The following is a 24,468-nucleotide window of genomic DNA, read 5'->3' on the forward strand; positions in this document are numbered from 1 at the left end:
GTGCCATGAGCGCGTCAATAGCCTTGTGCTTGATCAGAATTCAGTGACATGAACCGGAGGTGGCTATTCTCCGGGGGCGAGGGTGCGCGCCAGGAGGCGGGCCGTGTCGGCGACCAAGGCGTTGTCCACGGGTGCGTCCTTGGCGGCCTTCGTGGACAGCACGGCCAGCACGACGGGTGTCCCCCGGGTCGTCCAGGCGACGCCGATGTCGTTGGCGGTGGCGTAGTCCCCGGTCCCGGTCTTGTCGCCGAGGACCCAGCCCTGCGGCAGCCCGCGACCGAAGCGTTCGGCGCTGGTGGTGTTGCCCTTCAGCCAGGTGACGAGCTGCTCGCGGCCGGTGCCGTCCAGGGCCCGGCCCAGGGTCAGCCGTTCGAAGCTCCGCCCGATGGCCTCCGGTGTCGTGGTGTCGCGCGGGTCGCCGGGGACGGCGGTGTTCAGGTCGGTCTCCCAGCGGTCGAGCCGGCTCACCCGGTCGCCGAGCGACCGGAAGAAGCGGGTGAGGCCCTCCGGCCCGCCGATCTGGCGCAGCAGGAGGTTGCCGGCCGCGTTGTCGCTGTACTGGATCGCGGCCGCGCACAGGTCGCCCACCGACATGCCGGTGGCCAGGTGCTCCTCGGTCTTCGGCGAGTTCGGCAGGATGTCGCGCGGCGGGTAGTGGATCACCCTGTCCAGCGGCGCGCAGCCGCCGTGGTCACGCAGTACGGCCGCCGCCGCGAACGCCTTGAACGTCGAGCACATCGCGAACCGCTCCCCCGCGCGGTACGCCACGGTCCGGCCGGTGCGCACGTTGTGGGCGTACACACCGAGCCGCGCGCCGTACCGCTGCTCCAGATCGCCCAACTCGGTGTGCGGGTCGGCCGTTCCGCTCCCCGGGTCGGCCGAGGCGGTCGGCGCGACCGCGGCGGGGGCGATCACGGCGGCGGTGGTGAGGGCGAGACCGGCCTGGAACAGGCGGCGGCGCGGCAGAGGGGTGCTGGCACTGGTCATGTGCGGAGTTCTCCCTGGTCATCCGTCATCGGTTTGGTGGATCTTCGACGGGGACCAGCGAAACAGCAGGACTCCACCCATGTCCAAGAGAGATCTTTGAACCCCTCATGACTTATTGATATGACTGCTGGATGGATCTCCTCGCGCACCTGGAGGCGTACGTCGCGACCGTCGACGAGTCGAGCTTCTCGCGCGCGGCCGACCGGCTCGGGATCGCCCAGCCGCTCCTCAGCCGCCGTATCAAGACACTGGAGGCCCACTTCGGAGGCCTGTTGTTCGACCGTTCGCGGCGGCAGGTCACGACGACGGAGCTGGGCCTGCTCCTGCTTCCGTACGCGCAGGACGTGCTGGACCGGGCTCAGCGGCTCGGGCAGGTCGCCCGGTCGGCCCGCCGGGCGCAGGTGCGTGCCGTGGGCGTGCCCATGGACTGCGCACCGGTGGCGCTGGCGCGGGTCATCCGCGCGGCCACCGAACGCGGGATCACGCTCGGCATGCGCGAACTGCCGCCGGCGGAACGGGTCTCCGGGCTCGCCGACGGCTCGCTCACGTACGCGCTGGTGCGCGTCCCCCGGGAGCAGGCCGGGGTCCGGGTACCGCTCGGCCTGGCGTCGGCCGCACCGTCCGAGGCGCCGGAGCCGGCGGCCGTAGGAGCGAGCGGCGGGCGACGGCGCGCGATCCATCTGGAGGACCTGCGGCCACGCCGGAGCCGTCACGGTGAACTTCCTGCCGTGCTGCCCGTTCTGACCCTGACCGAGGACCAAGTGCCGTACGCACACGACAGGTTGGTTCGCGCCGCCGCCCGAGCCGGCCTGCCGGAGGGCCTGGTCCGGCCGGCCGGACCGGCGGCGACGGCCCTCGCCGAGACCCTGGCCGGTGGAGCGCTTCTGCTGTGTGCCGAGCCGTTCGCCCGGCAGCACGGGGCGAGTTGGGCGCCACTGGCCGATACCGCACTGCACCGGGGGTACGACGTGCAGGGGGCACGAGGTCGGCCCGCAGCAGTGGACGTACCCGATTGGCTGACCGCGCTGCTCGCGGCGGCGGCCGGTGCCCCGGCCGGAGCGCCGGACACGCTCCGGCTGCCCGGGCCGGTGGCCGAGGACGCCTCGTCGCGGCTGGCGGCACGCGGATGAGCGCGGAACCGGTGCACCGCCCGGCCTGCGTGGCCGGGGACGGAGCCCTGCTCGACGTCGCCGAGGCGGTCGCGGCGGACTGGGCGGCGCTCGGAGTCCGTGGCTCGTTCCTCGCCCGCAACCTGGACTCGGGCGAGCAACTCGGCTTCGACGTCGACGAGGCGATGCCCCTCGCCTCGGTGGTGAAGGTGCCGCTCGCCCTGGTCGTGCTGGACCGGATCGCGGCCGGGGAACTCGACCCGGCGCGCCCGGTCACCGTCGACCCGGCCACCAGCAGCATCGGTCCCACCGGACTCGCGGCGTTCCGGCACCCGGCCACCGTGGCCGTCGGCGACCTCCTCCTCCTGATGCTCTCGGTGAGCGACAACGCCGCCGCCGACGCCCTGTTCGACCTGGTGCCGGTGGCGGAGGTCGACACCCGCCTGCGGGCGTGGGGGTGCGCGGGGATACGGGTACGGCACCGGATGAACCACATGTACGAGTGCGCGGCCGGAGCTGCCGGCAACGACTTCTCGCTCGCGCTGGAACTGGCCGTCCGCGACGAGCGTGCCGGACGGCACACCATCGAGACCCTGGACCCGGCCCATGCCAACCTGGGCTCGGCCTCGGCGCTCGTGGACCTGCTGCAGCACGTGTGGACGGACGAGATCTCCCAGCCCCTGGCGACGGCCGAGCTGCGCCGCCTGATGGGCTTCCAGGTATTCACCCAGCGGCTGGCGAGCGAGCTGCGCGCGGACACGCTGCGGTGGAGCGGCAAGACGGGCACCTTCCTCCACCTACGACACGAGATCGGGGTCGTGGAGGCCGAGTCCGGAGACCGGGTCGCCCTGGCCGCGCTCACCCGCGCGGACCGGCGGGCCGGCCTGGCCCCGGACATCGACCTCGCGATGGGAATCGGCGCACGGCGGGCGTTCGAGGCGTTGCGGGGGTGAGGGGGCGGTTCCCGCACCCGGTCACGGCTGGGCCGAAGGGCCCCGGGTGGGGCCGAGTGACCTGTTGTGGGTGGGACCGGATGAGCACAGGCTGGAATCAGGAGCCCCACGGTCGCCGGGGCTACCGGATCTGCGGCGAAGGGAGCTGGAGCGATGACCTCCGTCACCACCATGAGCGCGGCCCTGCCCCCCGAGCATCGCGTACAGCTGATGCAGCTCGCCCGCGAGGTCTCCTTCGAGGCCGGGACGCGGCTGTTCGAGGAGGGCCGGCGCGCCGACCGCTTCTGGATCGTACGGACCGGCACCGTCGCCCTCGACCTGCATGTGCCCGGCCGTCGTCCCGCCGTCATCGAGTCGATCGGGCACGGCGAGCTGGTCGGCTGGTCCTGGCACTTCCCGCCCCACCTGTGGCACCTGGGCGGCGAGGCGATGACACCGGTGCGGGCCTGGGAGTTCGACGCGGAGCCGGTCCGGGCGATGTGCGCCACCGATCCCGGTTTCGGGCGGGCGATCGCGGTCTGGATCGGGCTCGTGGTGGCCCAGCGGCTGCACGCCTCCCGGGTCCGGCTGCTCGACCTCTACGCCCCCTACGGGAGTGGTGGCCTGGAATAGCCGGACTCCGTCGGCATCACGGCCCTGGAGAGCTGTCCGGACCGGTTGACGCGGCTCCGCCGGGCATGACCGACCGGGACCGACCGACGCGCCGGGCAGGCTCAGCCCCTGCCCCTGCCCCTGCCCCTGCCCCTGCCCCGGCTCAGGTTCCGCCACTGCTGTAGTTCCGCCACTCGGGGCCGATCCGCTTCCATTCCTCGTCCCACTCGGACATGCGTCGGCGCATGCGCCAGGTGCGGACCACCCAGCCCCCGGTCCAGACGGCCACGCCGGCCGAGGCGGCGGCGAGCACGCCGGTCAGGGCCGACTGCAGGGTCGCCTCAGCGGTGGAGGGAGGCGGCGACACCATCCGGTTCGCGGGGTCCGTCCACACCGTGAGCCGGCTGCCGGCCGGGGCGCCCGGGTAGACCTTGGCCCGGTCGGTGTGCACCGAGCCGTCCGCGGCCGTCCAGCGCACGGTGGCCCACACCCGGCCGTCGTCGTAGCCACCGCCGGACGGCGGGGTCCGGGCCGCGTCGTCGGTCAGCACCGCCGTCACCGCGTGGACCTGGGCCCGCCGCGCGGCGAACGACGAGTCCACCGACAGGGCCGCCGCCGCGCCCGCGACGATGCCGACGAGCAGGACGAGGGTCCAGGTGGCGAGCACGATCCAGGCCTCGACGACGTCGCTGTGCCGCCGGAGCGGGTTGCGACGCCATCGCCACCAGCGCAGCCGGGTCACACTCATGGGAGGTGTCCGCGTCATCGGTCGCCGCCTCCTCTCGCATACCGGCGGCCACCGGGCAGGGCGTGCGGGCCCGCTCGGCGTCCGGGTCCGGGCCGAGGTCCGGGTGACGCCCGCCACGACCCGACCCGATCCGGGTAGGCGGTGTACGACACGGCACGGTGTCGTACACCCGGCCGCTGAGCGCCACCCCACCATCGTGCACCTCGAAACGGATCGGTGCCGCCCGCAGACAGAAAGAGCCGTACGACGACGCAGGACGGGACCCCTCGGGACAGGCCACCGGTGTGGTGTCCCGGACGGTCCAGGGCCCGGGCAGCCGGTTCAGCTGTGCCAGCTCCAGTCGGCGACCTCCGGCAGGTCGGTGCCGTGTGCGCGGATCCAGTCGTGGTGGCGGGTGCGGGCGTCGGCCATGGCCTGGCGTACGCCGGCGGCCTGCGTCGCGAGGCCGGGCACGCGGTCGATGACGTCCATGACGAGCCGGTAGCGGTCGAGGTCGTTGCGCACGACCATGTCGAACGGGGTGGTCGTGGTCCCGGACTCCTTGTAGCCACGCACATGCAGGTTGTGGTGGCCGGTGCGGCTGTAGGCGAGGCGGTGGATCAGCCACGGGTAGCCGTGGTAGGCGAAGATCACCGGTCTGTCGGCGGTGAACAGTCCGTCGAACTCGAAGTCGGTCATCCCGTGCGGATGGTCCTCGCGCGGCATCAGCCGGGTCATGTCGACCACGTTGACCACCCGCACCGCCAGGTCGGGCAGGTGCCGGCGCAGCAGCTGCGCGGCGGCCAGCACCTCCAGCGTGGGTACGTCACCCGCGCAGGCCAGGACGACGTCCGGTGTGCCGCCGTTCTCGGTGCCGGCCCACTCCCAGATCCCGGCGCCGCGGGCGCAGTGGACCCGGGCCTGGTCCAGGGACAGCCAGTCGAAGCACGGCTGCTTGCCCGCGACGATCACGTTGACGTAGTCCCGGCTGCGCAGGGCGTGATCGGTCACGGAGAGCAGGGTGTTGGCGTCCGGCGGCAGATAGACGCGCACCACCTCGGGGCTCTTGTTGAGGACGTGGTCGACGAAGCCGGGGTCCTGGTGCGAGAAGCCGTTGTGGTCCTGGCGCCAGACGTGCGAGGTCAGCAGGTAGTTGAGGGAGGCGACGGGGGCCCGCCAGGGCAGCCGGCGCGAGGTCTTCAGCCACTTGATGTGCTGGTTGACCATGGAGTCGACGATGTGCACGAACGCCTCGTAGCAGGAGAACAGTCCGTGCCGGCCGGTGAGCAGATAGCCCTCCAGCCAGCCCTGGCAGAGGTGTTCGGAGAGGATCTCCATCACCCGGCCGTGCCGGTCCAGGTGTTCGTCGACCGGAAGTGTCTCGGCCTGCCAGGCCTTTCCGGTGGCCTCGAAGACGGCCTCGAGCCGGTTGGAGGCGGTCTCGTCCGGTCCGACGAGCCGGAAGTCCCGTCGCTCGCCGGTGTCCCGCATGACCCGTTCGAGCAGACCGCCCAGGACCCGGGTGGGTTCGTGCAGGGTCGTGCCGGGTTTGTCGACGGGTACGGCGAAGCCTGCCAGGGCCGGCAGGGGCAGCTCGCGGAGGAGGAGGCCGCCGTTGGCGTGCGGGCTCGCGCCGAGCCGCTTCGTCCCCTCGGGGACACAGGCGAGGACGTCCGCGACGGGCCGGCCGTCGGGGCCGAACAGTTCCTCGGGCCGGTACGAGCGCAGCCACTCCTCCAACTGCCGCAGGTGCTCGGGGTTCTCCTGGACTCCCGGCAGCGGGACCTGGTGGGCGCGCCAGGTGCCCTCGACGGGTTCGCCGTCCACCTCGGCCGGGCCGGTCCAGCCCTTGGGGGTGCGCAGCACGATCACCGGCCAGCGCGCCCGCTCGCCGCCGCCCTCCTCGCGGGCGGTGTGCTGGATCCGGGCGATGCGGTCCAGCGCGTCGTCCATCGCCGCGGCCATGGCGCGGTGGACCTGCTGCGGATCGTCGCCGGTCACGTGCAGGGGTTCGTGGCCGTATCCCCGCAGCAGTGCGTCGAGTTCGGGCTCCGGCAGGCGGGACAGCACGGTCGGGTTGGCGATCTTGTAGCCGTTGAGGTGCAGGATCGGCAGTACGGCCCCGTCGTGCACCGGGTCGAGGAACTTGTTGGAGTGCCAGGAGGCGGCCAGCGGTCCGGTCTCCGCCTCGCCGTCGCCGATCACACAGGCCACCAGCAGGTCCGGGTTGTCGAGGGCCGCGCCGTAGGCGTGTGCGAGCGAGTAGCCGAGTTCGCCGCCCTCGTGGATCGAGCCCGGGGTCTCAGGGGCCACGTGGCTGGGCACTCCGCCCGGGAAGGAGAACTGCCGGAACAGCCGCTCCATGCCCGGCGCGTCCCGTGACACGTCCGGGTACGTCTCGCTGTAGCTGCCCTCCAGCCAGGAGTTGGCGAGGACCGACGGTCCGCCGTGCCCGGGACCCCACACGCACAGCGCGTCGAGGCCGCGGGCGCTGATCACCCGGTTGAGGTGGGTGTACACGAGGTTCAGGCCGGGGGACGTGCCCCAGTGGCCCAGCAGCCGGGGCTTGATGTGCCCCGGCTTCAGCGGCTCGGTCAGCAGCGGGTTGGCCATGAGGTAGATCTGGGCCGCCGCGAGGTAGTTGGCGGCGCGCCAGTGCGCGTCCAGGGTGCGCAGTTCGTCGTCGGTCGGTGCCGTGGCGTCCGGCTGGGCGGCCTTGGACATGGGGACTCCGGAGATCGTCGTCGGTTGCCGGCAAGTGTGCCGGGAATGTCAGGAAAGGTCGGGTACCACGGCGACCGGGCATGCCGCGTGGTGGAGCACCCCGTGGGCGACCCGGCCGAGCTGCGGGCCGAAGTGCCCCGGGCGGCGCCGGGTACCCACGACCAGCAGGTCGGCATCGTGGGAGGCGGCCAGCAGGGCGTCGCGGGTACGGCCCGTGACGGTGTGCCGCCGCACCTCCAGGCCGACCGGTACGTCCCGCAGCGCCTTGTCCAGCGCCAGGGCTGCGTCCGGCTCCCGCTCGGCACTGCCCAGCAGGCTGTGACGCAGCACGTGTACGGCCTCCAGGGGTACCCCGCGCAGGCCGGCCTCCGCCGCGGCGAACCGCAGGGCCGCCGAGCCCGCCGTCTTCTCGTCGACGCCCAGGACGACCCTGCCGCCGGCCCCGGGGCGGACCTGGTCGTCGTGGCCGCCCGGCAGCACGATCACCGGGCAGTGCGCGTGCTCGGCCACCGTCACGCCGACAGAGCCGAGGAGCGCCTCGGTGACGCCGCTGCGGCCGCGTTGGCCGAGGACCACCGCGAGCGCGGACTGGCTCTCCCGCACCAGTGCCTGCTCCGGTTCCTCGGGCAGCACCTCGGTGGTGATCCGCACGTCCGGTTGCCTGCGGTGGGCGCGCCGCTCGGCGGTCTCCACGATGTCCTCGGCCATCACCTGTTCGGACGGTCTGTCGGAGCCCCGGCCGAGGGAGGCACCCTCGTAGCGCTCCCACACGGACGCGTACACGAGCCGCAGCGACGCGCGGCGCAGGGCCGCCGCGTCCGCCGCCCAGTCCACGGCTCTCAGGCTCGGCTCGGAACCGTCCACGCCGACGACGAGGGGCATGACCGCCCCCTCCCGGGGTGAGGAATCCATCGCGTGCCCGGTCTCAAGCCGTCCCGGGGCGCACGACCACCACCGGGCAGGCGGCGTGGTGCGTCACGTGCTGGCTGACGGAACCCAGCAGGGCGCGGGCGAACCCGCCGTGCCCCCGGCTGCCGACGACCAGGCACTCGGCGCCCTCCGCGGCCCTGAGCAGGACCTCAGCGGGGTTGCCGTGCACCACCAGCGGCCGTACCGAGCCGACCGCCTCCGCGCCGAGCGCCTCGGTCAGTTCCCGCGTCATCCGCTCGCGGGCGTCCTCCTCGTCGACGTCCAGGTCCACCGCCGGCGCCGACCAGCCGTACAGGCCCGGCAGCTCCCAGGCGGCCACGGCGTCCACGGTGCCGCCGACGAGCCCGGCGTAGCGGACGGCCCAGCGCAGGGCCGCGTACGAGGACGGCGACCCGTCGACACCGGCCACGATCCGGGGCCGGGAATCCTCCGTGTCCATGCGTCCCACCTCTCTCACGGCCAGAGCACCGGCCTCGCCGTTCGGTCCCCCATGCCCCACGCTGCGCGAGGTCGCGCCGCGCCGCCACAGCAGCGCATCCGGCGGTATGAGGCCTCAGGGCAGCAGCCGCTGTTCCTTCGCCACCGCCACGGCGCCCGCCCGGGTGTCCACGCCGAGCTTGTCGTAGATGCGGCGCAGGTGGGTCTTGACCGTGGCCTCGCTGATGTACAGGGCGCGGGCGATGGCGTGGTTGGGCAGGCCCTGGGCGAGGTGGGCGAGGATGTCGCGTTCACGAGGGGTGAGGGCCGGGCGGGGGTTGCGCAGACGGGCCATGACACGGTCGGCGACCGGCGGTGACAGGGCGGGGCGGCCCTGGGCGGAGGCGTGGATCGCGGTGAAGAGGTCCTCGGCGCGCTCCGCCTTGAGGAGGTATCCGGTGGCTCCGGCCTCGATGGCCCGAGTGACGTCCGCGTCGGTGTCGTACGTCGTCAGGACCAGCACGTGCGGGGCGGGGGTGAGGGCGCGCAGTCGGCGGGTGGCCGCCACGCCGTCCATGCCCTCGCCCAGCTGCAGGTCCATGAGCACGACGTCCGGCGCGGTCTTGCGGGCCAGCGCCAGCGCTTCCTCGCCGCTGCCGGCCTCGCCGACGACCTCGATGTCCGGGGCGCTGTGCAGGAGGGCCAGCAGGCCGGCGCGTACGACGGCGTGGTCGTCGCAGACGAGGATGCGGACGGGGGCCGCGGGGCCCGGCTCGGGAGTCCCGGTCATCTGGGCTCCAGCGGGATCGCGGCGGACAGGGCCGTGCCCTCGCCCGGTGCCGACTCGATGCTGAGGGTGCCGCCCAGCTGGCGCAGGCGGGCGCGGATGGCGGGGAGGCCGTGGCCGCGTCCTTCGGTCTCCGGGACCGTACCGGTGTCGAAGCCCCGGCCGTCGTCCGTGACGTCCAGGACGATCTGGTCGTCCAGGCAGGTCAGGGTGAGGGTCGCCGTGGTGGCGGCCGCGTGTTCGCGGACGTTGGCCAGGGCTCCCTGGGCGATGCGGAGCAGGGCCGACTCCACGGGGGCGGGCAGGGCGGCGGGCGGGGTGCCCTCCAGGTGGACGCGGACGGTGAGCGTGGGCGTCGTCTCGCGGTCGGCGACCGCCCGCAGGGCCTGGAGCAGGCCGCCGCCCTCGGCCAGGTCGGCCGGGGTCAGGTCGTGGACGAAGCGGCGGGCCTCGGCGAGGCTGCGTTCGGCGATCGACGCCGCCGTGCGGACGTGGTCGCGGGCGGTGTCCGGGGTGGTGTCCCAGAGGCGGTCAGCGGCCTGCAGGAGCATCCGCTGGCTGGACAGGCCCTGGCGAGGGTGATGGGGGTCCCCCCATGCCTTTGGGGCTATGGGGGAGGATCTCCCGGGCCAGCCGCTCGCGTTCGGCGAGGGTGCCCTCGCGGCGCTCGGTGGCGGCGAGTTCGCGGCGGGTGCGGACCAGGTCGTCGATCAGGGCGTCGCGGCGGGCCGACTGGCGCTGCATGACGACGTAGACGGTGGTGGCCACGGCGGCCACGGCCGGGGGTGCGACCAGCACGTTGGGGTCCGGCCAGCCCGCGAGGCTCAGCTGGGCCGCGACGGCCAGCGCGGTCAGCAGCGCCACCAGCGCGATCGCGGCGCGCGGCGGGAGGGTGCGCAGGCCGGTGTAGAACAGCGGGACCGCGCACCAGGCGAAGCTGGGCGCCAGGACCACGAGGAGCGCCCAGGTCGCCACCACCAGGCCCAGCCAGGCCAGCCGGCGCGGGGCGAGGCGGGTGCCGAGGGCCGGGCCGAGCACGTACAGCACCGCCAGCAGGGCGGAGAGGGCGATGATCCAGGGGGTGCGGGGGCCCTCGGCGTGCCGGGCCAGGTAGCGGGCGAGGGACGCGGCCAGCAGCACGAAGAACGCCGTGTGCATGACGACGGTGAGGGCGCGGGTGTCGTCGCGTTCGGGCGTGGCCACCGGTGACTCCTCCCTCGTCATCGCGCTGAGCTGGGCAAACACCCTCCATTGTTCCCTGGCCCGGGGCCCCCGGGGTCATCCGATCGGATGACCCCCAGGGCAACCGGTCCGTCGACGCCGTACGTCCGGATCCGGGCCGAGGATCGGTGCGGGAGCGACTCCGCCCCCGGATCCGACCGCAGAGAGGTCCCTCGTGATGCCCAGCCGTAAGAAGCCGTCCAGCCGTACCCGCGTCCTCGTCGGCGGCGCCGTCCTCGCCGTCGTCGGTGCCGGTGTCGTCGGTACGGTCGCCGCCGGCGCCGCCGACTCCCCGGGCCCGGCGCCGGCCGCCGCGGCCGTCCGGAGCGGCAACCTGACCGAGAGCACGCACCTGACCCTCGACGCGGCCACGAAGGCGGCGCAGGCCGCGGTGGACGCCGCCGAGCAGGACGGCCGACGGGTGTCGGTGGCCGTCGTCGACCGCAACGGGAACACCCTGGTCACCCTGCGCGGCGACGGTGCGGGCCCGCAGTCGTACGAGTCCGCCGAGCGCAAGGCGTTCACCGCGGTGTCCTGGAACGCTCCCACGTCCGAGCTGGCCAAGCGTCTTGAGCAGGCGCCGACCCTGAAGGACATCCCGGGCACGCTGTTCCTCGCGGGCGGCGCCCCGGTGGCCGCCAAGGGTGCCCCGGTCGCGGGCATCGGCGTCGCGGGCGCCCCGTCGGGCGACCTGGACGAGCGCTACGCGCAGGCGGGCGTGGCGGCGCTGGGCCGCTGAGGCCGCCCTGACCGGTGACACGCCGAAGGCGTCCAGGCCGACCCGTGCGGGCCGTCCTGGACGCCTTCAGGAGGTTGCTGAGGTCGCTCAGACGAGGTCGAACCGGTCGAGGTTCATGACCTTGTCGAACGCGGCGACGAAGTCGTTCACGAACTTCTCCTTCGCGTCGTCGGAGGCGTAGACCTCGGCGAGCGCGCGCAGCTCGGAGTTCGAGCCGAAGACGAGGTCGGCACGGGTGCCGGTCCACTTGACCTCGCCCGTGGCGTCGCGGCCCTCGAACGTGGTCTGGTCCTCGGAGGTCGACTTCCAGGTCGTGCCCAGGTCGAGCAGGTTGACGAAGTAGTCGTTCGTCAGCGTGCCGGGCGTCTCGGTGAGGACACCGTGCTGCGAACCCTGGTGGTTGGCGCCCAGGACGCGCAGGCCGCCGACGAGGACGGTCAGCTCGGGGGCGCTCAGGCCCAGCAGGTTCGCCTTGTCGAGCAGCAGGTACTCGGCCGGCAGGCGGTTGCCCTTGCCCTGGTAGTTGCGGAAGCCGTCGGCGCTCGGCTGGAGCGCCTCGAAGGACTCGGCGTCGGTGTGCTCCTCGGCCGCGTCGACACGACCCGGGGTGAAGGGCACCTCCACCTCGTGACCGCCGTCCTTGGCGGCCTTCTCCACGCCCGCGACACCACCGAGGACGACGAGGTCGGCCAGGGAGACCTTCTTGGCGCCGGAGGAGGCGTTGAACTCCTGCTGGATGCCCTCGAGGACGCGCAGCACCTGGGCCAGCTCGTCGGGCTCGTTGACCTCCCAGCCGCGCTGCGGCTGCAGGCGGATACGGGCGCCGTTGGCACCGCCGCGCTTGTCGCTGCCGCGGAACGTGGACGCAGACGCCCACGCGGTGCTGACCAGCTGGGACACGGTCAGGCCCGAGTCGAGCAGCTTGGCCTTGAGGGACGTGATGTCCGCGCCGTCGATCAGGTCACCCTCGCGCTCCGGCAGCGGGTCCTGCCACAGCAGCGTCTCCGCCGGGACCTCCGCGCCGAGGTACAGGGACTTCGGGCCCATGTCACGGTGGGTCAGCTTGTACCAGGCGCGGGCGAAGGCGTCCGCGAACTCCTCCGGGTTCTCGTAGAACCGGCGCGAGATCGGCTCGTAGATCGGGTCGAAGCGCAGCGACAGGTCGGTGGTGAGCATCTGCGGGCGGTGCTTCTTCGACGAGTCGTGCGCGTCGGGGACGATCTCCGGAGCGTCCTTCGCCACCCACTGGTGGGCGCCGGCCGGGCTCTGGGTGAGCTCGTACTCGTACTCGAAGAGGTTCTTGAAGAACCCGTTGCTCCACTGGGTCGGCGTGGTGGTCCAGGTGACCTCGAGGCCGGACGTGATGGCGTCGCCGCCCTTGCCGGTGCCGTAGGTGCTGGCCCAGCCGAGGCCCTGCGCCTCGATGGGGGCGGCCTCGGGGTCGGCGCCGACGTTCTCGGCCGGGCCGGCGCCGTGGGTCTTGCCGAAGGTGTGACCACCGGCGATCAGCGCGACGGTCTCCTCGTCGTTCATCGCCATGCGGCGGAACGTCTCACGGATGTCGCGGGCCGCGGCGATCGGGTCCGGGTTGCCGTTGGGGCCCTCCGGGTTGACGTAGATGAGGCCCATCTGGACGGCGCCGAGCGGGTTCTCCAGCTCGCGGTCGCCGGTGTAGCGCTTGTCGTCCAGCCAGGTGGTCTCGGGACCCCAGTAGACGTCCTCCTCGGCCTCCCAGACGTCCGCACGGCCGCCGCCGAAGCCGAAGGTCTCGAAGCCCATCTGCTCCAGCGCGACGTTGCCGGTGAGGATCATGAGGTCGGCCCAGGAGATGCTCTGGCCGTACTTCTTCTTCACCGGCCACAGCAGACGGCGGGCCTTGTCCAGGTTGCCGTTGTCCGGCCAGCTGTTGAGGGGGGCGAAGCGCTGCTGGCCAGCGCCGGCGCCGCCGCGGCCGTCGCTGATGCGGTAGGTGCCCGCGCTGTGCCAGGCCATCCGGATCATCAGCGGGCCGTAGTTGCCGAAGTCGGCCGGCCACCAGTCCTGGGAGTCGGTGAGCACCTCGGCGATGTCCCGCTTCACGGCGGCGAGGTCGAGGTTCTTGAAGGCCTCGGCGTAGTCGAACTCCTCACCCAGCGGGTTGGCCACGGCGGGGTTCTTGGCGAGGATCTTCAGGTTGAGCCGGTCCGGCCACCACTGGCGGTTGCCGCCGCCCTGGGTCGGGTGCGCGGCACGGTCGTGTGCGACCGGGCACTTCGCCTCGGCAGGGGTGTTCTCGGACATGGGGGAATCCTTCCGAACTGAGGGGTTCACGATGCAGCGGTAGCGGCGGTGGAACAGTCGGGGCACAGGCCCCAGTAGATGACCTCGGCCTCGTCGATCGAAAAGCCGCGGTCGTCGGCCGCGGTCAGACAGGGGGCGTGGCCGACCGCGCAGTCGACGTCCGCGACGACGCCGCACGACCGGCACACGAGATGGTGGTGGTTGTCCCCGACGCGTCCCTCGAACCGGGCCGGGCTGCCGGGCGGCTCGATACGGCGCACGAGTCCGGCCGCGGTGAGCGCGTGGAGCGCCTCGTACACGGCCTGGACGGAGATGTGGCCCACGCGGTCGCGCACGCCGGACGTGATCGCCTCGACATCGAGGTGATCGCCGTCCCGGACGGTCTCGAGCAGCGCGACACGGGCCGCCGTCACCCGCAGGCCGACACCGCGCAGCTCCTCGGCGGTGGTCGGAGTCTGGGATGAGGTCATGACCCCGAACCTACCCTCATAAACACGAGAGATTCAAGAAAACGAACGATGCAATTTTGGCCACGTGTCGTCGACCGGAATGTGCCCGGCAGGCACGAACGCATCATGCTGCCGCGAGTCCGGGCCGGCCGCGCGCCTAGCCGAGGGGTCCTCCGAACGGGTGAGCGCACGGTTCCCGGGCCGGCACCTCAGCCGTGGCACGCGTCCCTCGCGTACCGGCGCGCCAGGGCGTGGAAGGCCTCCTTGGGCTCCCAGTGCCGAGGCGAGGCGGGGTCGTACGGGCGGTCCTCGACGGTCCTGGTGATGGCGTAGCTGGCCAGGTCGAGGTCGTGCCGGGGGTCGCCGGGACGGTGCGGGGCGTCGAGGGTCACGAACTCGAAGGCCATCGCCGCGTACAGGTCGAGCGAGGAGAAGACGTCGAGGAGCCGTATGAGGTACGCGGCCTGGGTGCGCTCGCTGCGGACCGGGTCGCCCTCGATCTCCTCGGGGTCCTTGTCGTGATCGACGATGTTCCAGCCCATGCCGCGGGTCTCGGGCGCGCCGACGTAGGCGCAGGTGCCGAACTCGGTGATGGCGAGCGGTTTGCCCCAGCGCAGGTAGCGGCGCAGCTCCCGTACGTAGTCGGCGCGGCGGGGGAAGTACGAGTAGTAGTCGATGCCGACGATGTCGAAGAGCCGCCAGTCGACCTGGTCGTCCTGGGCGGCCGCGTAGCTGAGCCGGCCGTGGAAGACGGAGCGGCCGACCGCCGCCGCCTTGGCCGTGAAGCGGTCCAGGCGGCGCTGCATCCTGACGGGGTCGACCTTGCCGTCGAGCAGGTTCTGGACGCGTTCGAGGACGGTGTCGCCCGGGACGATGCCGGGCACGAACAGCCAGAACTCGCAGCCCACGCTGAGGTCGACGCTCGCGCCCTGCCGGCGCAGCCGCTCCGCGAACCGGCCGGTCTCGGCGAGGTGGTCCAGGATGTCCCGTTCGGGGACGTCACCGAGGGTCGGCTGCAGCCAGACGTGCAGACCCCGCTCGGCGGCCTCCGCGGCGGTGGCCGTGAGGCGCTCGACGCCGTCGCCGGTGACGTCCACGGTGTCGGCGTGCAGCTCGTCGCGGATGGCGCGGATGTCCCGGCGCATCCGGGCCGTACGGAAGCCGGTGGCCGGCGCCTCGCCCGCGCCGACGGTGTAGACGACACCCCGATGGCCGAGTCCGTGCCGCCTCTCCCCCGCTCGGGCGGGGCCCGCCGGCAGCAGCGACGCGGCGAGCCCGGCGGACGCCATCGCGGCGAGGAACCGTGCGCGGTCGATCCCCGGGGTCTTCTGGGTCTTCTCCATGCGGTCACCCTGGCGGGAGCGGGCCCGCCCGCGCCGTCCCCCGATGGTCTACGGCCCGGGGCCGAAGGGAGCGGATCGGCAGGCGAAAGTCGCGGTCGCGGCCGGAGTCAGCAGTGCGTGTCTCGTGCACCCGGTCCGTGGAACCTGCCGCCGCCCTCCTCAGGCACCCCGGGATGCACGAGCAGCCGTGGGCCGGGGTGTCGTACATCGGCATCCCCGAGTACTCGGGCCTCGGCGACCGGGTGTCGGCGGAGATCTCCGCGGCGATCGCCGGTCAGCAGTCGGTCGACCAGGCGCCGGCCGACGCCCAGCTCTTCTCGGAGGACGTGGTCAAGGGCGGCGGCTACCAGAACTGACGCCCGGGAGCCGGAGGCGGAAGACCATGCGGTCGACGCCCGGGCCGTCGTGGTCGCGGACGGGGCCGCTCACCGTGAACCCCATCGCGGTGTGGAAGGCGAGGGAGCGCTCGTTCTGCGGAGAGGTGATCGCCCGCACCTCGGCACGGTGTTCGGCCGCGGCCATGTCGAAGAACCGCTGGTAGAGGCCACGGGCCAGCCCTTCCTTGCGGGCCCGCGGCGCCACTCCCACGAAGTGGATGTACGCGGCGTCGGGCACCGACGGGGACATCAGCCCGACCAGGAACCCGGCCAGGCCACCGCCGTCCTCGGCGACCAGGCTCGTGCGATGGAAGTGGTCCAGGAACAGCCGGGGCAGCACCGAACGCATCGGGCGCTCCCACCACTCGTCCACCACGGCGATGATGCGGTCGTAGTCCTCGGGTTCGGCCGGCCGGACATGCGCACTCTGATTCATGATCACGGATGCTCCCAGCGGACCCGCCGGCTGTCCACGTGGCACCTCGGATCGGCCCCGTTCACTCGTGCGGGTGCACCGGTCGAGCCGTCCGTGGCATCCCGGGGGTTCCGTCGTTCGGCAGCAGTGTGATGTTTGCAACCCGATGTGATGGAGAGGGGCCGAACGGGCAACGCTCCCCTTCATGCCCCACGCGAACCTCCAGCGGCAGGTGATTGGATGACAACGGCGACGACCCGGGCGAACCGGACGCCGCCCGCACGAACCGACTCGGCCTCGGGCTCGGGCTCGGCGAGATCCTCCCCGCCCGCCGCCATGTCCTCCCTGCCGTCCCTCACCGGGCTGCGGTGGGTCGCGGCGCTGCTGGTGTTCGGGCTGCACGTGAACAACTTCGGCTACTTCGGAGGCGGCGCCGGTCGCATCGTGACCTGGGCGTTCGGTGCCGGCGCCACCGGTGTGTCGTTCTTCTTCGTGCTGTCCGGTTTTGTACTCACGTGGTCCGCGCGGCCGCGTGACCGTGCGCTCGCCTTCTGGCGGCGCCGCATCGCGCGGGTCTACCCGGTGCACCTGGTCACCTTGGCCGTGGCGCTGGTCATGACGTACACGCTGGCCCATCAGGCGAAGCCGACGCCCTCGCAGGCGCTGGCCAACGTCCTGCTGCTGCACTCCTGGTGGCGCCCCTGGTGGCAGACGCTGAACCCGGTCAGCTGGTCGCTGGCCTGCGAGGCGTTCTTCTACGCCGCCTTCCCGCTGCTGATCCTGCTGCTGCGCCGGCTCGGCGCGCGCGGCGCGACGGCGCTGGGCGGGCTGTCGGTCGTGGCGGTACTGGTCCTGGCCTGGGCGGACGCACACCACTGGATGGCCGAGTCGATCTACTCCCTGCCCGCCGCCCGCCTGCCGGAGTTCGTCCTGGGCGCCGTCACGGCCCGGCTGGTGCTGCTCGGACGCTGGCGCGGGCCCGGTCTGGAGGCCTCGCTCGCTCTCGCGATCATCGGGTACTTCCTGGTCCCGCAGGTCACGCCAGGCTACTCCGCCACGGTCTGCACCATCGCCGGGTTCACCCTGCTCATCCCGGCCGCGGCGGTCGCGGATGTGCACGGGCTGCCCTCGCTGTGGCGGCACCGGCGGATGGTGCGGCTGGGGGAACTGTCGTTCGCCTTCTACATGATCCACCTGCTGGTCCTGCGCGCGGGCACCAACCTGCTCGGCACGAAGCCGCACTTCGGCTTGCTGGCCGGTCTCGCGGTCACCACCGTCGCCTTCACCCTCTCCCTCGCGCTGTCCTGGCTCCTGTACGAGGCGGTGGAACGCCCGGCGAGACGCCTGCTGCTGCGCCGTCGCCGGGTCCGCTCAGCAGCGGGAACCGGTGCCGTCCAGCCGTGAGACTCAGGCGGCGGTGCGCGAGTGAGCGGGTCGTAGCCCGGACAGCCGTGTGCCGGCCCCTGCGGGAGGGACCGGCACACGGGATGGGGTCACTTGGTGGCGCAGGAGTTGGCGGCGGCCGGGTTCAGCAGTCCGATGACGTTGATGCTGTTACCGCACAGGTTGAGGTCGAGGTCGACCGGAATCTGGATGACGTTGCCGGAGACCACGCCCGGGCTGTCGGTGGCGACACCGACCGGGTTCGGGTCCGCCGCGTGGGCGGCCGTCGTGCCGGCCAGGGCAAGGGCACCCGCGAGAACTGCTGTGGTAGCAAAGCTGCGCATACGCATGAGTTGCCTCACTGCTTGACGTAGGGACCCTTCCATGAGAGCGGCACCGGGAGTCGGCCGCCTCCTCTGGTACGCCGATCGGGACTACGGGAACCGGGTGACCTTTGAGGGGACCGTGTCCGTGCCCGAGGTGGGGGCTCCCGTGGTGTTGACGACGTGGGCGTACTGGCCCTTGCCGCCGAGGGAGATCACCAGCAGGTCGTGCATCCTGATGCCCGACGTGGCCGGCACCTGGAAGCCGTGGGCCTGGACGATCGTGGGATCGGCCGTGTAGTTGCAGTAGCTGCCCAGACCCCATGCCTCGTGCGTGGTGACCGAGTCCGCGACCTTGTAGGCCGCGTAGCCGACGATGCCGTCGTGGGTGATGGCGGCGGCGTTCGGGGCGTCGTACGCCTTCTCGTTCTGGAAGAAGATCGTGCGGCCGCGTTCTCCGTTCCAGAACACGTCGTACTTGTTGAAGTGTTCGACGAACAGGCCCGTGGCCAGGACGTCGTTGCCGTTGACCCGCAGTCCGTAGTCGGCGCGGTTGGTGTCCCAGCCGACGCCGCTGCCGTGGTCGGCGCGCCAGATCCAGGTGTGGTCGATGACGACGTTGTTGCTGTTGACGACCACGGAGTTGGTGGCGAGGCCGGGTCCGGCGCCGCCGATGCGGACGAACACGTCCTGCATGGTGATGGGGTCGGCGGAGTGGTCGGCGGTGGAACCGGGGGTGCCGATCCGCAGGAGCGTGTCGGAGTTGACGGAGCCCGCGTCGATCAGGAATCCGGCCAGCCTGACTCCGTCGACGTCGGCCACGTGCATCGCGTCGATGCCGTTGTCCGGGACGAGGGTGGCGAGGCCGAGACCGAGGACGACGGTGTCGGCGCGGGTGACGTCGATGGTCTGGTCGAGGTGGTAGACGCCGGGCGTGAAGAGGAGGTTGAGGCCCTGGGCGAGGGCCGCGTTGATGGTGGCGGCGGTGGCGCCCGGCTTGACGACGTAGAACTGGTCGAGCGGGATCGAGGTGCCCGCGTTCGCCGGCCAGGAGACTCCACGGGCGTCGGTGCGCTTAGCCGGGACGAACACCTTGTAGGCGGAGCCGTCCAGGTAGAGGAAGGGCTTCTCGCGCGAGACCGGTGTCGTGTCCAGGGTGGTGTACGGGCCGCTGTCGAAGTTGGTCGCGGGTGCGCCCTGGACGCCGGAGAAGGTCATGTTCCACACGCCGTTGGTCCAGCCGCCGACCGAACTGTCCCGGGTGTACCACTGCTGCTGGGAGTACGGGCCGACGGTGCCGTCGATCTTCGAGTCGGCGATGTAGCCGCCGGAGGCCCAGCCGTAGCCGTTCGGGGCGAGGTTGAGGCCGCCCTGGACGTGGATACGGCGGAAGGGGGCCGCCTGGGCGACCGCCCAGCGGTCGGTGCCGTTGGAGGGCTTGATGGCGAGGTTCTCCGCCGAACGCCAGAAGTTCTGGGTGGCGTTGCCGTTGAACCAGCCCGCGTCCACGGTGACGTCACCGTTGATCTGGGTGTCGTCTGGGTTCAGGCCGAGGCCGGAGACGGACGTGTAGAAGCCGATCTGGGCGTTGATGCCGTTGTAGGTGCCGGGCTTGAGCAGAAACTGGTAGCGGCCGGTGCCGAACTGGCTGGACTCCTGCTGGGCGAAGACGTCGTCGAACTTCTTCTGGAGGTCGGGGGTCGAGGGGTCGACGACGATGACGTTCGGGCCGAGGTCGCCGCCGCCCTGGACCGGCGGGGTGCCGGTGGCGCCGGTGTGCACGGCGACCTCCCACAACGAGTACCCGTAGCCGGTACCGCGTGCGGTGCCGTGGATCCGGACGTAGCGGCCGGAGCCGCTGACGTCGTAGGAGGCGGTGCCGCCGCTCGCGCCGGTGACGTTCTTGAGGGTGCTCCAGTTCTGGCCGTCGGAGGAGGCCTGGATCTGGAAGTCCTTGCCGTACGCGGTCTCCCAGGTGAGGTCGACCTTGCACAGGTCCTTGACGGCGCCGAGGTCCACCTGGAGCCACTGCGGGTCCGCGGCCTGGCTGGACCAGCGGGTGCCGGTGTCGCCGTCGAAGGCGGCGGAGGCGGGGGTGCCGGCGTTCTCGGTGGAGGAGGCGGTGGCCGGCCTGCCCTGGGCCGCGTTCGCGGTGCCGCAGGTGGGCTGGGTGTCGCTGGTCGAGCCGTACACCTGGAACTCCCAGAGGGAGTAGCCCCATGAGGTCGCGCGGTGCACGCCCAGCATGCGGACGTAGCGGCCCTGCCCGGCCACGTCGAGGGTGTCGACGCCTCCGTCGGAGCCGGTGACGGACTTCAGGTCGGTCCAGCTGGTCCCGTCCTTGGATATCTGGACCTTGTAGTCCTTGCCGTAGGCGGTCTCCCAGTCGAGGACCACCTGGGTGACCGAGGCGGTGGCGCCCAGGTCGACCTGGAACCACTGGTCGTCGGTGGCGGCCGAGGACCAGCGGGTAGCGGTGTCGCCGTCGACGGCCTTGGCCGCGGTGGTGCCGTAGTTCTCCTCGGAGGACGTGGTGGCGGTCCTCCCCTGCGACAGCGGGGTTTCGGCCGCGGCGGCCGGTGGATGGGTGGTGGGCAGGGCGATCAGCGCCGCCGTGGCGGCCAGCGCGATGCCCAGGGATCTCCGTCTCATGGGGCGGCTCCGTAAGCTTCGAGGCTTAGTTCAGGTTTTGATTTAAGTGGTGAGCCAAGCGCGCGACAAGCCTTCGGAATCCGAATCCTTCAACTTTCGTGTGACGCCTGTCCGTTGACCATGTTCAGCAGGGCGGCGTGCGTCTCGGCGTCGGCCGCCGCGATCAGCCCGCCCGCGCCGGTGTACACGGGCTCACCGTGGAGGTCGGTGACCGTGCAGCCGGCGGCCCGGCACAGGGCGATGCCGGCGGCGAAGTGCACGCTGTCGCGCAGGTCGCCGTCGGTGACGTACGCGGCGCGGCGGCCGGCGGCCACCCAGGCGACCGCGACCGTCGTGGAGACCACCCGCGGCCGGAACAGCCGTATGAACTCCGGGTCGGCGAGGAGCCGGACCGCCCGGAAGCCGGGGGCGTTGGGGAACGGCGGGTCGAGGTTGACGTCCACCAGCCGGGATTCGGGCGAGGGCGCCAACTCCTCGTCCCCGCCGTCGCGTCGGACGCGGGCTCGGTGCCCGTCGGTCCAGAACACCTCGCCGCTGAACGGGTCGGCCGTCGCGGCCGCCGTGATCCCGTCGTCCACCCGCAGGGCCACGTTCACCCCCACCAGCATGTTCCGCACCGCGTAGTTGAGGGTGCCGCACAGCGGGTCGACCAGCCAGCGGCGCCGTGCTGCCACGGCGCCGCTGCTTCCGCTCTCCTCACCCGTCACGGCGTCGCCGGGCCGGGCGGCGCGCAGTACGTCGACGATGCTCTTCTCGGCCGCGAGGTCCGCCTCCGTCGCGAAGTCACCGGCGGACTTGTCGAAGCGGGCCAGCCGTCCGCCGTACATCTCGCGGACCACGGCCGCGCCCGCCTGTGCCGCCGTGAGGGCGAGTCGGGCGTCCGACGCCGAGTTGATCATCCCCATGCGCGCAGGATAGCCGCGCTCGTGCTCAGCTGGTCCGTGCCTGCCCGGTCGGGGTGAGGGACAGGGTCTGCTCGGCCGGGGTGCGGCCGCCGCCGACGGAACTGCCGCTGGTGTCCGTCCAGTTGCGCGCCGGAGTGGTCTCGGCGCGTCGGCCGGAGGTTCCGGACAGGGCGAGGACGAGGCCGCTGTAGCGGTTGACCAGACGGTAGCCGCCGTCGCCGGAGGAGCCGTGGATCAGGAACCACTGCTGACCGACGGCCGGCCCGCCGGCCGGTGCCGCGGTGACGGTCGGCCGGGCGCCCCAGGCACGGCCGGCGGTGGCGGCGGAGTCGACGCCCAGCAGACGGCCGCTCGCGGCGTTGGCGAGGGTGAAGGCGCCGTCGCCGGTGGCGGTGAAGGTCCACGACTCCCGGGCGGAGCCGGTGGGGGACGCGACGGACGTCGTGGCGGAGCCGCCGGAACTCTGGGCGAGGACCCGGCCCGTGCCGGCGGTGATCCGGTAGCGGCGGCCGGTGTCCACCGGTGGCACGGCCGGCCGGTCGGAGTCGATGGTGACGTCGACGTACTCGCCGGAGGAGTCGTGGGAGCAGCCGAAGGAGCAGTACGAGCGGAAGGTCCTGCCGACGACGGTGGAGCTGGTGCGGTTGGCGCTGTCGAGGAACCAGCGGTACCAGGAGGCGTTGGTGTAGCCGCCGGTGTCCCCGACGAGGTGCCACTTCTGGGTGGTCAGGTCGTCGGTGGCGTAGAGGTACTGCGGTGAGTCGCCGCTCTGGTCGACGGCCTGCGGTTCGCCGATGTACAGGCCGAGGTAGGCGTCGTAGGCGATGTTCATGACGAACAGCGGCGAGGTCGGGGGCATCTTGCCGGCCGCGATCTGCTGGGCGGCGGTGCCGGTGTTGGCCGGGTCGTACTCGGCGGAGGCGGGGGTGTAGCCGGTGGGGTGGTCGGCGTCGACGGGGACGATGTCGCTCTCCTTGCCGCCGGTGCCGGGCTGCGACCACGCGCCGTCGTACCACTTGCGCCAGGAGCCGGGGGCCATCTTCGCGGAGATCGGGGCGCGGGCCACGTGCTCGTAGAACGCCTTCCAGCCACCGCTCTTGTCGATGATCCGGGAGCCGTAATAGACGTAGAAGTAGCCGGAGGCGGTGTCGACGAAGAGGCGCTGGTCGCCGTCGCCGTAGGAGTACGTCTGGTTCGGGAAGGCGGTCGTGTCCTGGCGCTCGGTGCTGTACGGGGACGTGAGGACGTGGTCCTTGATGGTCCAGGTGCGGCCGCGGTCGGTGGAGACCGCGTAGTCGATGGCGTCGTAGTGCAGCCCGTCGCCGAAGGGCTGCGGGGTGAACTCGTTGTGCACCAGTCCGTACCAGGCACCGGTGTCGGGGTCGATCCATACCCCGGACAGGTCGCAGTAGTTCTTCTGGGCGTAGCCGGAGCCGCTCGGGGCGTACGTCGCCTCGCGGCCGGTCGGGCTGTTGTTGCACCGCCAGGTGGTGTCGTCGTTGCGGTCGGCGGAGTTGGCGGGGTTGACCGCCTTGCTCAGCGTCTTGTCGAAGGCCGCGGAGTCGAAGTCCCTGCCGGTGTAGAAGTCCCAGGTACGCGGGTCCTTGGCGCCGTAGAGGGCGGCGGACTGCTGGTAGTGGAAGGTGCCGTCCTTGTCGGTGTACGGGGTGGCGGGGGTGTCCGTGGGGTGGGTGAACGGCACCGGGGTCCCGACGCTCACGCGGTAGGTCGCGTCGGCGGACGGGGGCGCGGCGGACGCCGGGGCCGGTGTGCCGCCGCCCAGGGCCAGGGCGGCGGCCGCGGCCAGGGCGCCGCCTGCTCTGCTCAACAGTCGCACGGGTGCTCCTTGTTGCCGAAGGGCCGGTTGCACCGGAACGATCCGGGCCCGGCGGTTGCTCCGGCAATGGACTCCCGTGCTCCGCCTCTTGCACTTTCCCGGCGGGGTGCCGTTCAGCGCACGCCGTCCGCGCCGGCCGGGAGCGGTGTCTCCCAGGCCAGTTGGCGGATCAGCGCGTCATCGACACGAGAGGCGCCGGGAGCCGCGGAGCCATCGCGTGCGGGGGTGTGGGTGCCGCGGGAGATGCCGCCGCTGACGGTGATGTTGTGCTCGACGCGCGGGCGGCGGTGCTGCTCGTAGACGGCGAACGCGGTGCCCGGGTCGGGGGTGTCGCGCAGGGCCTTGGCGAGGACGACGGCGTCCTCCAGCGCCATCGAGGCGCCCTGTCCGGTGGCCGGGGAGGCCGCGTGGGCCGCGTCGCCGATGAGGAGGACGCGGCCCACATGCCAGGGGGTGCCGAGCGGCATCTCGGCGGCGTCGACGACCATGATGCGGTCGGCGCAGGCCGCGACGATGTCGCCGGCGGGGGTGGCGTCCCTGCGCAGGACGGGGAGCAGTTCCTCGCGCCGGTCGGCGGCCGTGCGGTGCGCGGGCCCGCCGGTGGGCAGCGGGTCGCCGGCGACCCGGGCGAACCAGTACGTCTCCCCCGTCGGCGAGACCGTGTACCCGAAGGCGGATTCGCTGCCGCGCACCATGGTGATGGCTCCGGTGTCGTCGGCCGCGGGGGTGCCGTCCGTGTAGCCGTAGAAGACGCGCTGGCCCGCGTACCGGGGCTGCGCCGCGAGGGCGGCGACCTGCCGGCGCACGGCGGAGTTGAGGCCGTCGGCGCCGATCAGCAGGTCTCCGGTGGCGGTGCCGCCGTCGGCGAAGTGGGCGGTGACGCCGTCGGGGCGGTCGTCCACGGACACCAGGCGGGTGCCGTGGCGCAGGGCCATGCCGCGCCGGGCCGCCTCGGTCTGCAGGGCCGCGTTCAGCTCGCCGCGCCGCAGGCAGCGGTAGCGCAGGGCGGGGTCGTGCGCCCCGGCGAGCGGGGCGCGCGTCACCTCCGTGCCCCCGCTGTCGAGCAGGCGCAGGGAAGTCAGCGGAAAACCGACGGCGGTGACGGCGTCCGTGGCGTCGAGCTGGGCCAGGGCGCGCATGCCGTTCGTCGCCAGGGTCAGGAAGGCGCCGATGTCCTCGGCGGTGTCGGGGTGTGCCTCGAAGAGGGCGACGTCGTGTCCGGCCTTGTGCAGGCCCAGCGCGGCCGCCGTGCCCGCGATGCCACCGCCGATCACCAGTATGCGTGCCATCGGATCCACCCCACCGTCCCGTTCGGGTAC

The 24,468-nt window shown here is 72.4% G+C and carries 21 protein-coding genes and 1 pseudogene; 6 read left to right on the forward strand and 16 right to left on the reverse strand.

Annotated elements, in window-relative coordinates; all coding sequences use genetic code 11:
• Positions 1 to 63: 63 nt before the first annotated feature.
• Complete coding sequence (bla, locus tag BEK98_RS29585; RefSeq protein WP_094219748.1) at positions 64 to 987, reverse strand: class A beta-lactamase; 924 nt, start codon at positions 985 to 987, stop codon at positions 64 to 66.
• A 131-nt stretch (positions 988 to 1,118) separates the two neighbouring features.
• On the opposite strand from bla, the gene BEK98_RS29590 reads away from it, so the two are divergent.
• The 3 genes from BEK98_RS29590 to BEK98_RS29600 all read left to right on the forward strand — a co-directional run bounded on the left by BEK98_RS29590 (position 1,119) and on the right by BEK98_RS29600 (position 3,661).
• A complete protein-coding gene (locus BEK98_RS29590) occupies positions 1,119 to 2,117 on the forward strand; it encodes a LysR family transcriptional regulator (protein ID WP_094219749.1) in 999 nt (332 codons plus the stop codon).
• Positions 2,114 to 3,049 (forward strand): serine hydrolase, encoded by a 936-nt coding sequence (locus BEK98_RS29595; RefSeq protein ID WP_094219750.1) that lies wholly within the window; start codon positions 2,114 to 2,116, stop codon positions 3,047 to 3,049. The genes BEK98_RS29590 and BEK98_RS29595 overlap by 4 nt, the downstream gene beginning before the upstream one ends.
• Before the next feature lie 153 nt (positions 3,050 to 3,202).
• The gene (locus BEK98_RS29600) at positions 3,203 to 3,661 is read left to right on the forward strand and encodes a cyclic nucleotide-binding domain-containing protein (protein ID WP_094219751.1); all 459 of its coding nucleotides are present in this window, start codon (positions 3,203 to 3,205) and stop codon (positions 3,659 to 3,661) included.
• Between the two features lie 142 nt (positions 3,662 to 3,803).
• On the opposite strand, the gene BEK98_RS29605 is transcribed toward BEK98_RS29600, so the two are convergent.
• The 6 genes and pseudogenes from BEK98_RS29605 to BEK98_RS29630 all read right to left on the reverse strand — a co-directional run bounded on the left by BEK98_RS29605 (position 3,804) and on the right by BEK98_RS29630 (position 10,449).
• On the reverse strand, positions 3,804 to 4,406 hold the full coding sequence (locus BEK98_RS29605; RefSeq protein WP_094219752.1) for an Rv1733c family protein: 603 nt from the start codon (positions 4,404 to 4,406) through the stop codon (positions 3,804 to 3,806).
• A gap of 303 nt (positions 4,407 to 4,709) precedes the next feature.
• Positions 4,710 to 7,091, reverse strand: coding sequence for a phosphoketolase family protein (locus BEK98_RS29610; protein WP_094219753.1), 2,382 nt, complete (start codon positions 7,089 to 7,091; stop codon positions 4,710 to 4,712).
• A 48-nt stretch (positions 7,092 to 7,139) separates the two neighbouring features.
• Positions 7,140 to 7,973 (reverse strand): universal stress protein, encoded by an 834-nt coding sequence (locus BEK98_RS29615; protein WP_244202059.1) that lies wholly within the window; start codon positions 7,971 to 7,973, stop codon positions 7,140 to 7,142.
• Positions 7,974 to 8,016: 43 nt separating this feature from the next.
• Complete coding sequence (locus tag BEK98_RS29620) at positions 8,017 to 8,460, reverse strand: universal stress protein (RefSeq protein WP_094219755.1); 444 nt, start codon at positions 8,458 to 8,460, stop codon at positions 8,017 to 8,019.
• Between the two features lie 114 nt (positions 8,461 to 8,574).
• Positions 8,575 to 9,228 carry a response regulator gene (locus BEK98_RS29625; RefSeq protein WP_094219756.1) on the reverse strand — a complete coding sequence of 218 codons (654 nt, stop codon included), beginning with the start codon at positions 9,226 to 9,228 and terminating at the stop codon, positions 8,575 to 8,577.
• A pseudogene (locus BEK98_RS29630) lies at positions 9,225 to 10,449 on the reverse strand (sensor histidine kinase). Before BEK98_RS29630 ends, BEK98_RS29625 begins: the two are co-directional and overlap by 4 nt.
• A 175-nt stretch (positions 10,450 to 10,624) precedes the next feature.
• On the opposite strand from BEK98_RS29630, the gene BEK98_RS29635 reads away from it, so the two are divergent.
• Entirely contained in the window at positions 10,625 to 11,185 is a 561-nt protein-coding gene (locus tag BEK98_RS29635; protein ID WP_094219757.1) for a GlcG/HbpS family heme-binding protein, read from the forward strand.
• An 87-nt stretch (positions 11,186 to 11,272) separates the two neighbouring features.
• Here the strand turns inward: BEK98_RS29635 and katG are convergent, their stop codons facing one another.
• The 3 genes from katG to BEK98_RS29650 form a co-directional block, all read right to left on the reverse strand.
• Positions 11,273 to 13,465 (reverse strand): catalase/peroxidase HPI, encoded by a 2,193-nt coding sequence (katG, locus tag BEK98_RS29640; RefSeq protein WP_094219758.1) that lies wholly within the window; start codon positions 13,463 to 13,465, stop codon positions 11,273 to 11,275.
• A 26-nt stretch (positions 13,466 to 13,491) separates the two neighbouring features.
• Positions 13,492 to 13,935: a Fur family transcriptional regulator gene (locus tag BEK98_RS29645; protein ID WP_094219759.1), complete on the reverse strand. Its 444-nt coding sequence runs from the start codon at positions 13,933 to 13,935 to the stop codon at positions 13,492 to 13,494.
• 188 nt (positions 13,936 to 14,123) lie between these two features.
• Positions 14,124 to 15,257, reverse strand: a complete 1,134-nt coding sequence (locus tag BEK98_RS29650; protein WP_094219760.1) for an abortive phage infection protein — start codon at positions 15,255 to 15,257, stop codon at positions 14,124 to 14,126.
• A gap of 173 nt (positions 15,258 to 15,430) precedes the next feature.
• Here BEK98_RS29650 and BEK98_RS29655 point away from each other — a divergent pair, with 173 nt between their 5' ends.
• Positions 15,431 to 15,613, forward strand: coding sequence for a hypothetical protein (locus BEK98_RS29655; RefSeq protein ID WP_094219761.1), 183 nt, complete (start codon positions 15,431 to 15,433; stop codon positions 15,611 to 15,613).
• Here the strand turns inward: BEK98_RS29655 and BEK98_RS29660 are convergent.
• Positions 15,588 to 16,070: a GNAT family N-acetyltransferase gene (locus tag BEK98_RS29660; RefSeq protein WP_094219808.1), complete on the reverse strand. Its 483-nt coding sequence runs from the start codon at positions 16,068 to 16,070 to the stop codon at positions 15,588 to 15,590. The genes BEK98_RS29655 and BEK98_RS29660 overlap by 26 nt on opposite strands.
• 219 nt (positions 16,071 to 16,289) lie before the next feature.
• Between BEK98_RS29660 and BEK98_RS29665 the strand changes: the two genes are divergently transcribed.
• On the forward strand, positions 16,290 to 17,453 hold the full coding sequence (locus BEK98_RS29665; RefSeq protein WP_094219762.1) for an acyltransferase family protein: 1,164 nt from the start codon (positions 16,290 to 16,292) through the stop codon (positions 17,451 to 17,453).
• Positions 17,454 to 17,542: 89 nt separating this feature from the next.
• On the opposite strand, the gene BEK98_RS29670 is transcribed toward BEK98_RS29665, so the two are convergent.
• The 5 genes from BEK98_RS29670 to BEK98_RS29690 all read right to left on the reverse strand — a co-directional run bounded on the left by BEK98_RS29670 (position 17,543) and on the right by BEK98_RS29690 (position 24,438).
• On the reverse strand, positions 17,543 to 17,782 hold the full coding sequence (locus tag BEK98_RS29670; RefSeq protein WP_425276632.1) for a chaplin: 240 nt from the start codon (positions 17,780 to 17,782) through the stop codon (positions 17,543 to 17,545).
• An 84-nt stretch (positions 17,783 to 17,866) separates the two neighbouring features.
• Positions 17,867 to 20,407, reverse strand: a complete 2,541-nt coding sequence (locus tag BEK98_RS29675) for a discoidin domain-containing protein (protein ID WP_094219763.1) — start codon at positions 20,405 to 20,407, stop codon at positions 17,867 to 17,869.
• An 89-nt stretch (positions 20,408 to 20,496) separates the two neighbouring features.
• The gene (locus BEK98_RS29680) at positions 20,497 to 21,306 is read right to left on the reverse strand and encodes an inositol monophosphatase family protein (protein WP_208643269.1); all 810 of its coding nucleotides are present in this window, start codon (positions 21,304 to 21,306) and stop codon (positions 20,497 to 20,499) included.
• Between the two features lie 31 nt (positions 21,307 to 21,337).
• The gene (locus BEK98_RS29685; RefSeq protein ID WP_094219765.1) at positions 21,338 to 23,149 is read right to left on the reverse strand and encodes an RICIN domain-containing protein; all 1,812 of its coding nucleotides are present in this window, start codon (positions 23,147 to 23,149) and stop codon (positions 21,338 to 21,340) included.
• 113 nt (positions 23,150 to 23,262) lie between these two features.
• On the reverse strand, positions 23,263 to 24,438 hold the full coding sequence (locus tag BEK98_RS29690; RefSeq protein ID WP_094219766.1) for an FAD-dependent oxidoreductase: 1,176 nt from the start codon (positions 24,436 to 24,438) through the stop codon (positions 23,263 to 23,265).
• Between the last annotated feature and the right edge of the window lie 30 nt (positions 24,439 to 24,468).

The sequence above is a fragment of the Streptomyces diastatochromogenes genome, from assembly GCF_002242805.1.
In the GTDB taxonomy this organism is placed as follows: domain Bacteria; phylum Actinomycetota; class Actinomycetes; order Streptomycetales; family Streptomycetaceae; genus Streptomyces; species Streptomyces diastatochromogenes.

Coding starts and splice junctions, on each gene's coding strand:
- BEK98_RS29635 (WP_094219757.1), top strand. CDS start 10,625: ATGCCCAGCCGTAAGAAGCCGTCCAGCCGTACCCGCGTCCTCGTCGGC.
- BEK98_RS29655 (WP_094219761.1), top strand. CDS start 15,431: ATGCACGAGCAGCCGTGGGCCGGGGTGTCGTACATCGGCATCCCCGAG.
- BEK98_RS29600 (WP_094219751.1), top strand. CDS start 3,203: ATGACCTCCGTCACCACCATGAGCGCGGCCCTGCCCCCCGAGCATCGC.
- katG (WP_094219758.1), bottom strand. CDS start 13,465: ATGTCCGAGAACACCCCTGCCGAGGCGAAGTGCCCGGTCGCACACGAC.
- BEK98_RS29615 (WP_244202059.1), bottom strand. CDS start 7,973: ATGCCCCTCGTCGTCGGCGTGGACGGTTCCGAGCCGAGCCTGAGAGCC.
- BEK98_RS29675 (WP_094219763.1), bottom strand. CDS start 20,407: ATGAGACGGAGATCCCTGGGCATCGCGCTGGCCGCCACGGCGGCGCTG.
- BEK98_RS29690 (WP_094219766.1), bottom strand. CDS start 24,438: ATGGCACGCATACTGGTGATCGGCGGTGGCATCGCGGGCACGGCGGCC.
- BEK98_RS29605 (WP_094219752.1), bottom strand. CDS start 4,406: ATGACGCGGACACCTCCCATGAGTGTGACCCGGCTGCGCTGGTGGCGA.
- BEK98_RS29665 (WP_094219762.1), top strand. CDS start 16,290: ATGACAACGGCGACGACCCGGGCGAACCGGACGCCGCCCGCACGAACC.
- BEK98_RS29610 (WP_094219753.1), bottom strand. CDS start 7,091: ATGTCCAAGGCCGCCCAGCCGGACGCCACGGCACCGACCGACGACGAA.
- BEK98_RS29595 (WP_094219750.1), top strand. CDS start 2,114: ATGAGCGCGGAACCGGTGCACCGCCCGGCCTGCGTGGCCGGGGACGGA.
- BEK98_RS29670 (WP_425276632.1), bottom strand. CDS start 17,782: ATGCGTATGCGCAGCTTTGCTACCACAGCAGTTCTCGCGGGTGCCCTT.
- BEK98_RS29660 (WP_094219808.1), bottom strand. CDS start 16,070: ATGAATCAGAGTGCGCATGTCCGGCCGGCCGAACCCGAGGACTACGAC.
- BEK98_RS29590 (WP_094219749.1), top strand. CDS start 1,119: ATGGATCTCCTCGCGCACCTGGAGGCGTACGTCGCGACCGTCGACGAG.
- BEK98_RS29650 (WP_094219760.1), bottom strand. CDS start 15,257: ATGGAGAAGACCCAGAAGACCCCGGGGATCGACCGCGCACGGTTCCTC.
- BEK98_RS29680 (WP_208643269.1), bottom strand. CDS start 21,306: ATGATCAACTCGGCGTCGGACGCCCGACTCGCCCTCACGGCGGCACAG.
- BEK98_RS29625 (WP_094219756.1), bottom strand. CDS start 9,228: ATGACCGGGACTCCCGAGCCGGGCCCCGCGGCCCCCGTCCGCATCCTC.
- bla (WP_094219748.1), bottom strand. CDS start 987: ATGACCAGTGCCAGCACCCCTCTGCCGCGCCGCCGCCTGTTCCAGGCC.
- BEK98_RS29645 (WP_094219759.1), bottom strand. CDS start 13,935: ATGACCTCATCCCAGACTCCGACCACCGCCGAGGAGCTGCGCGGTGTC.
- BEK98_RS29620 (WP_094219755.1), bottom strand. CDS start 8,460: ATGGACACGGAGGATTCCCGGCCCCGGATCGTGGCCGGTGTCGACGGG.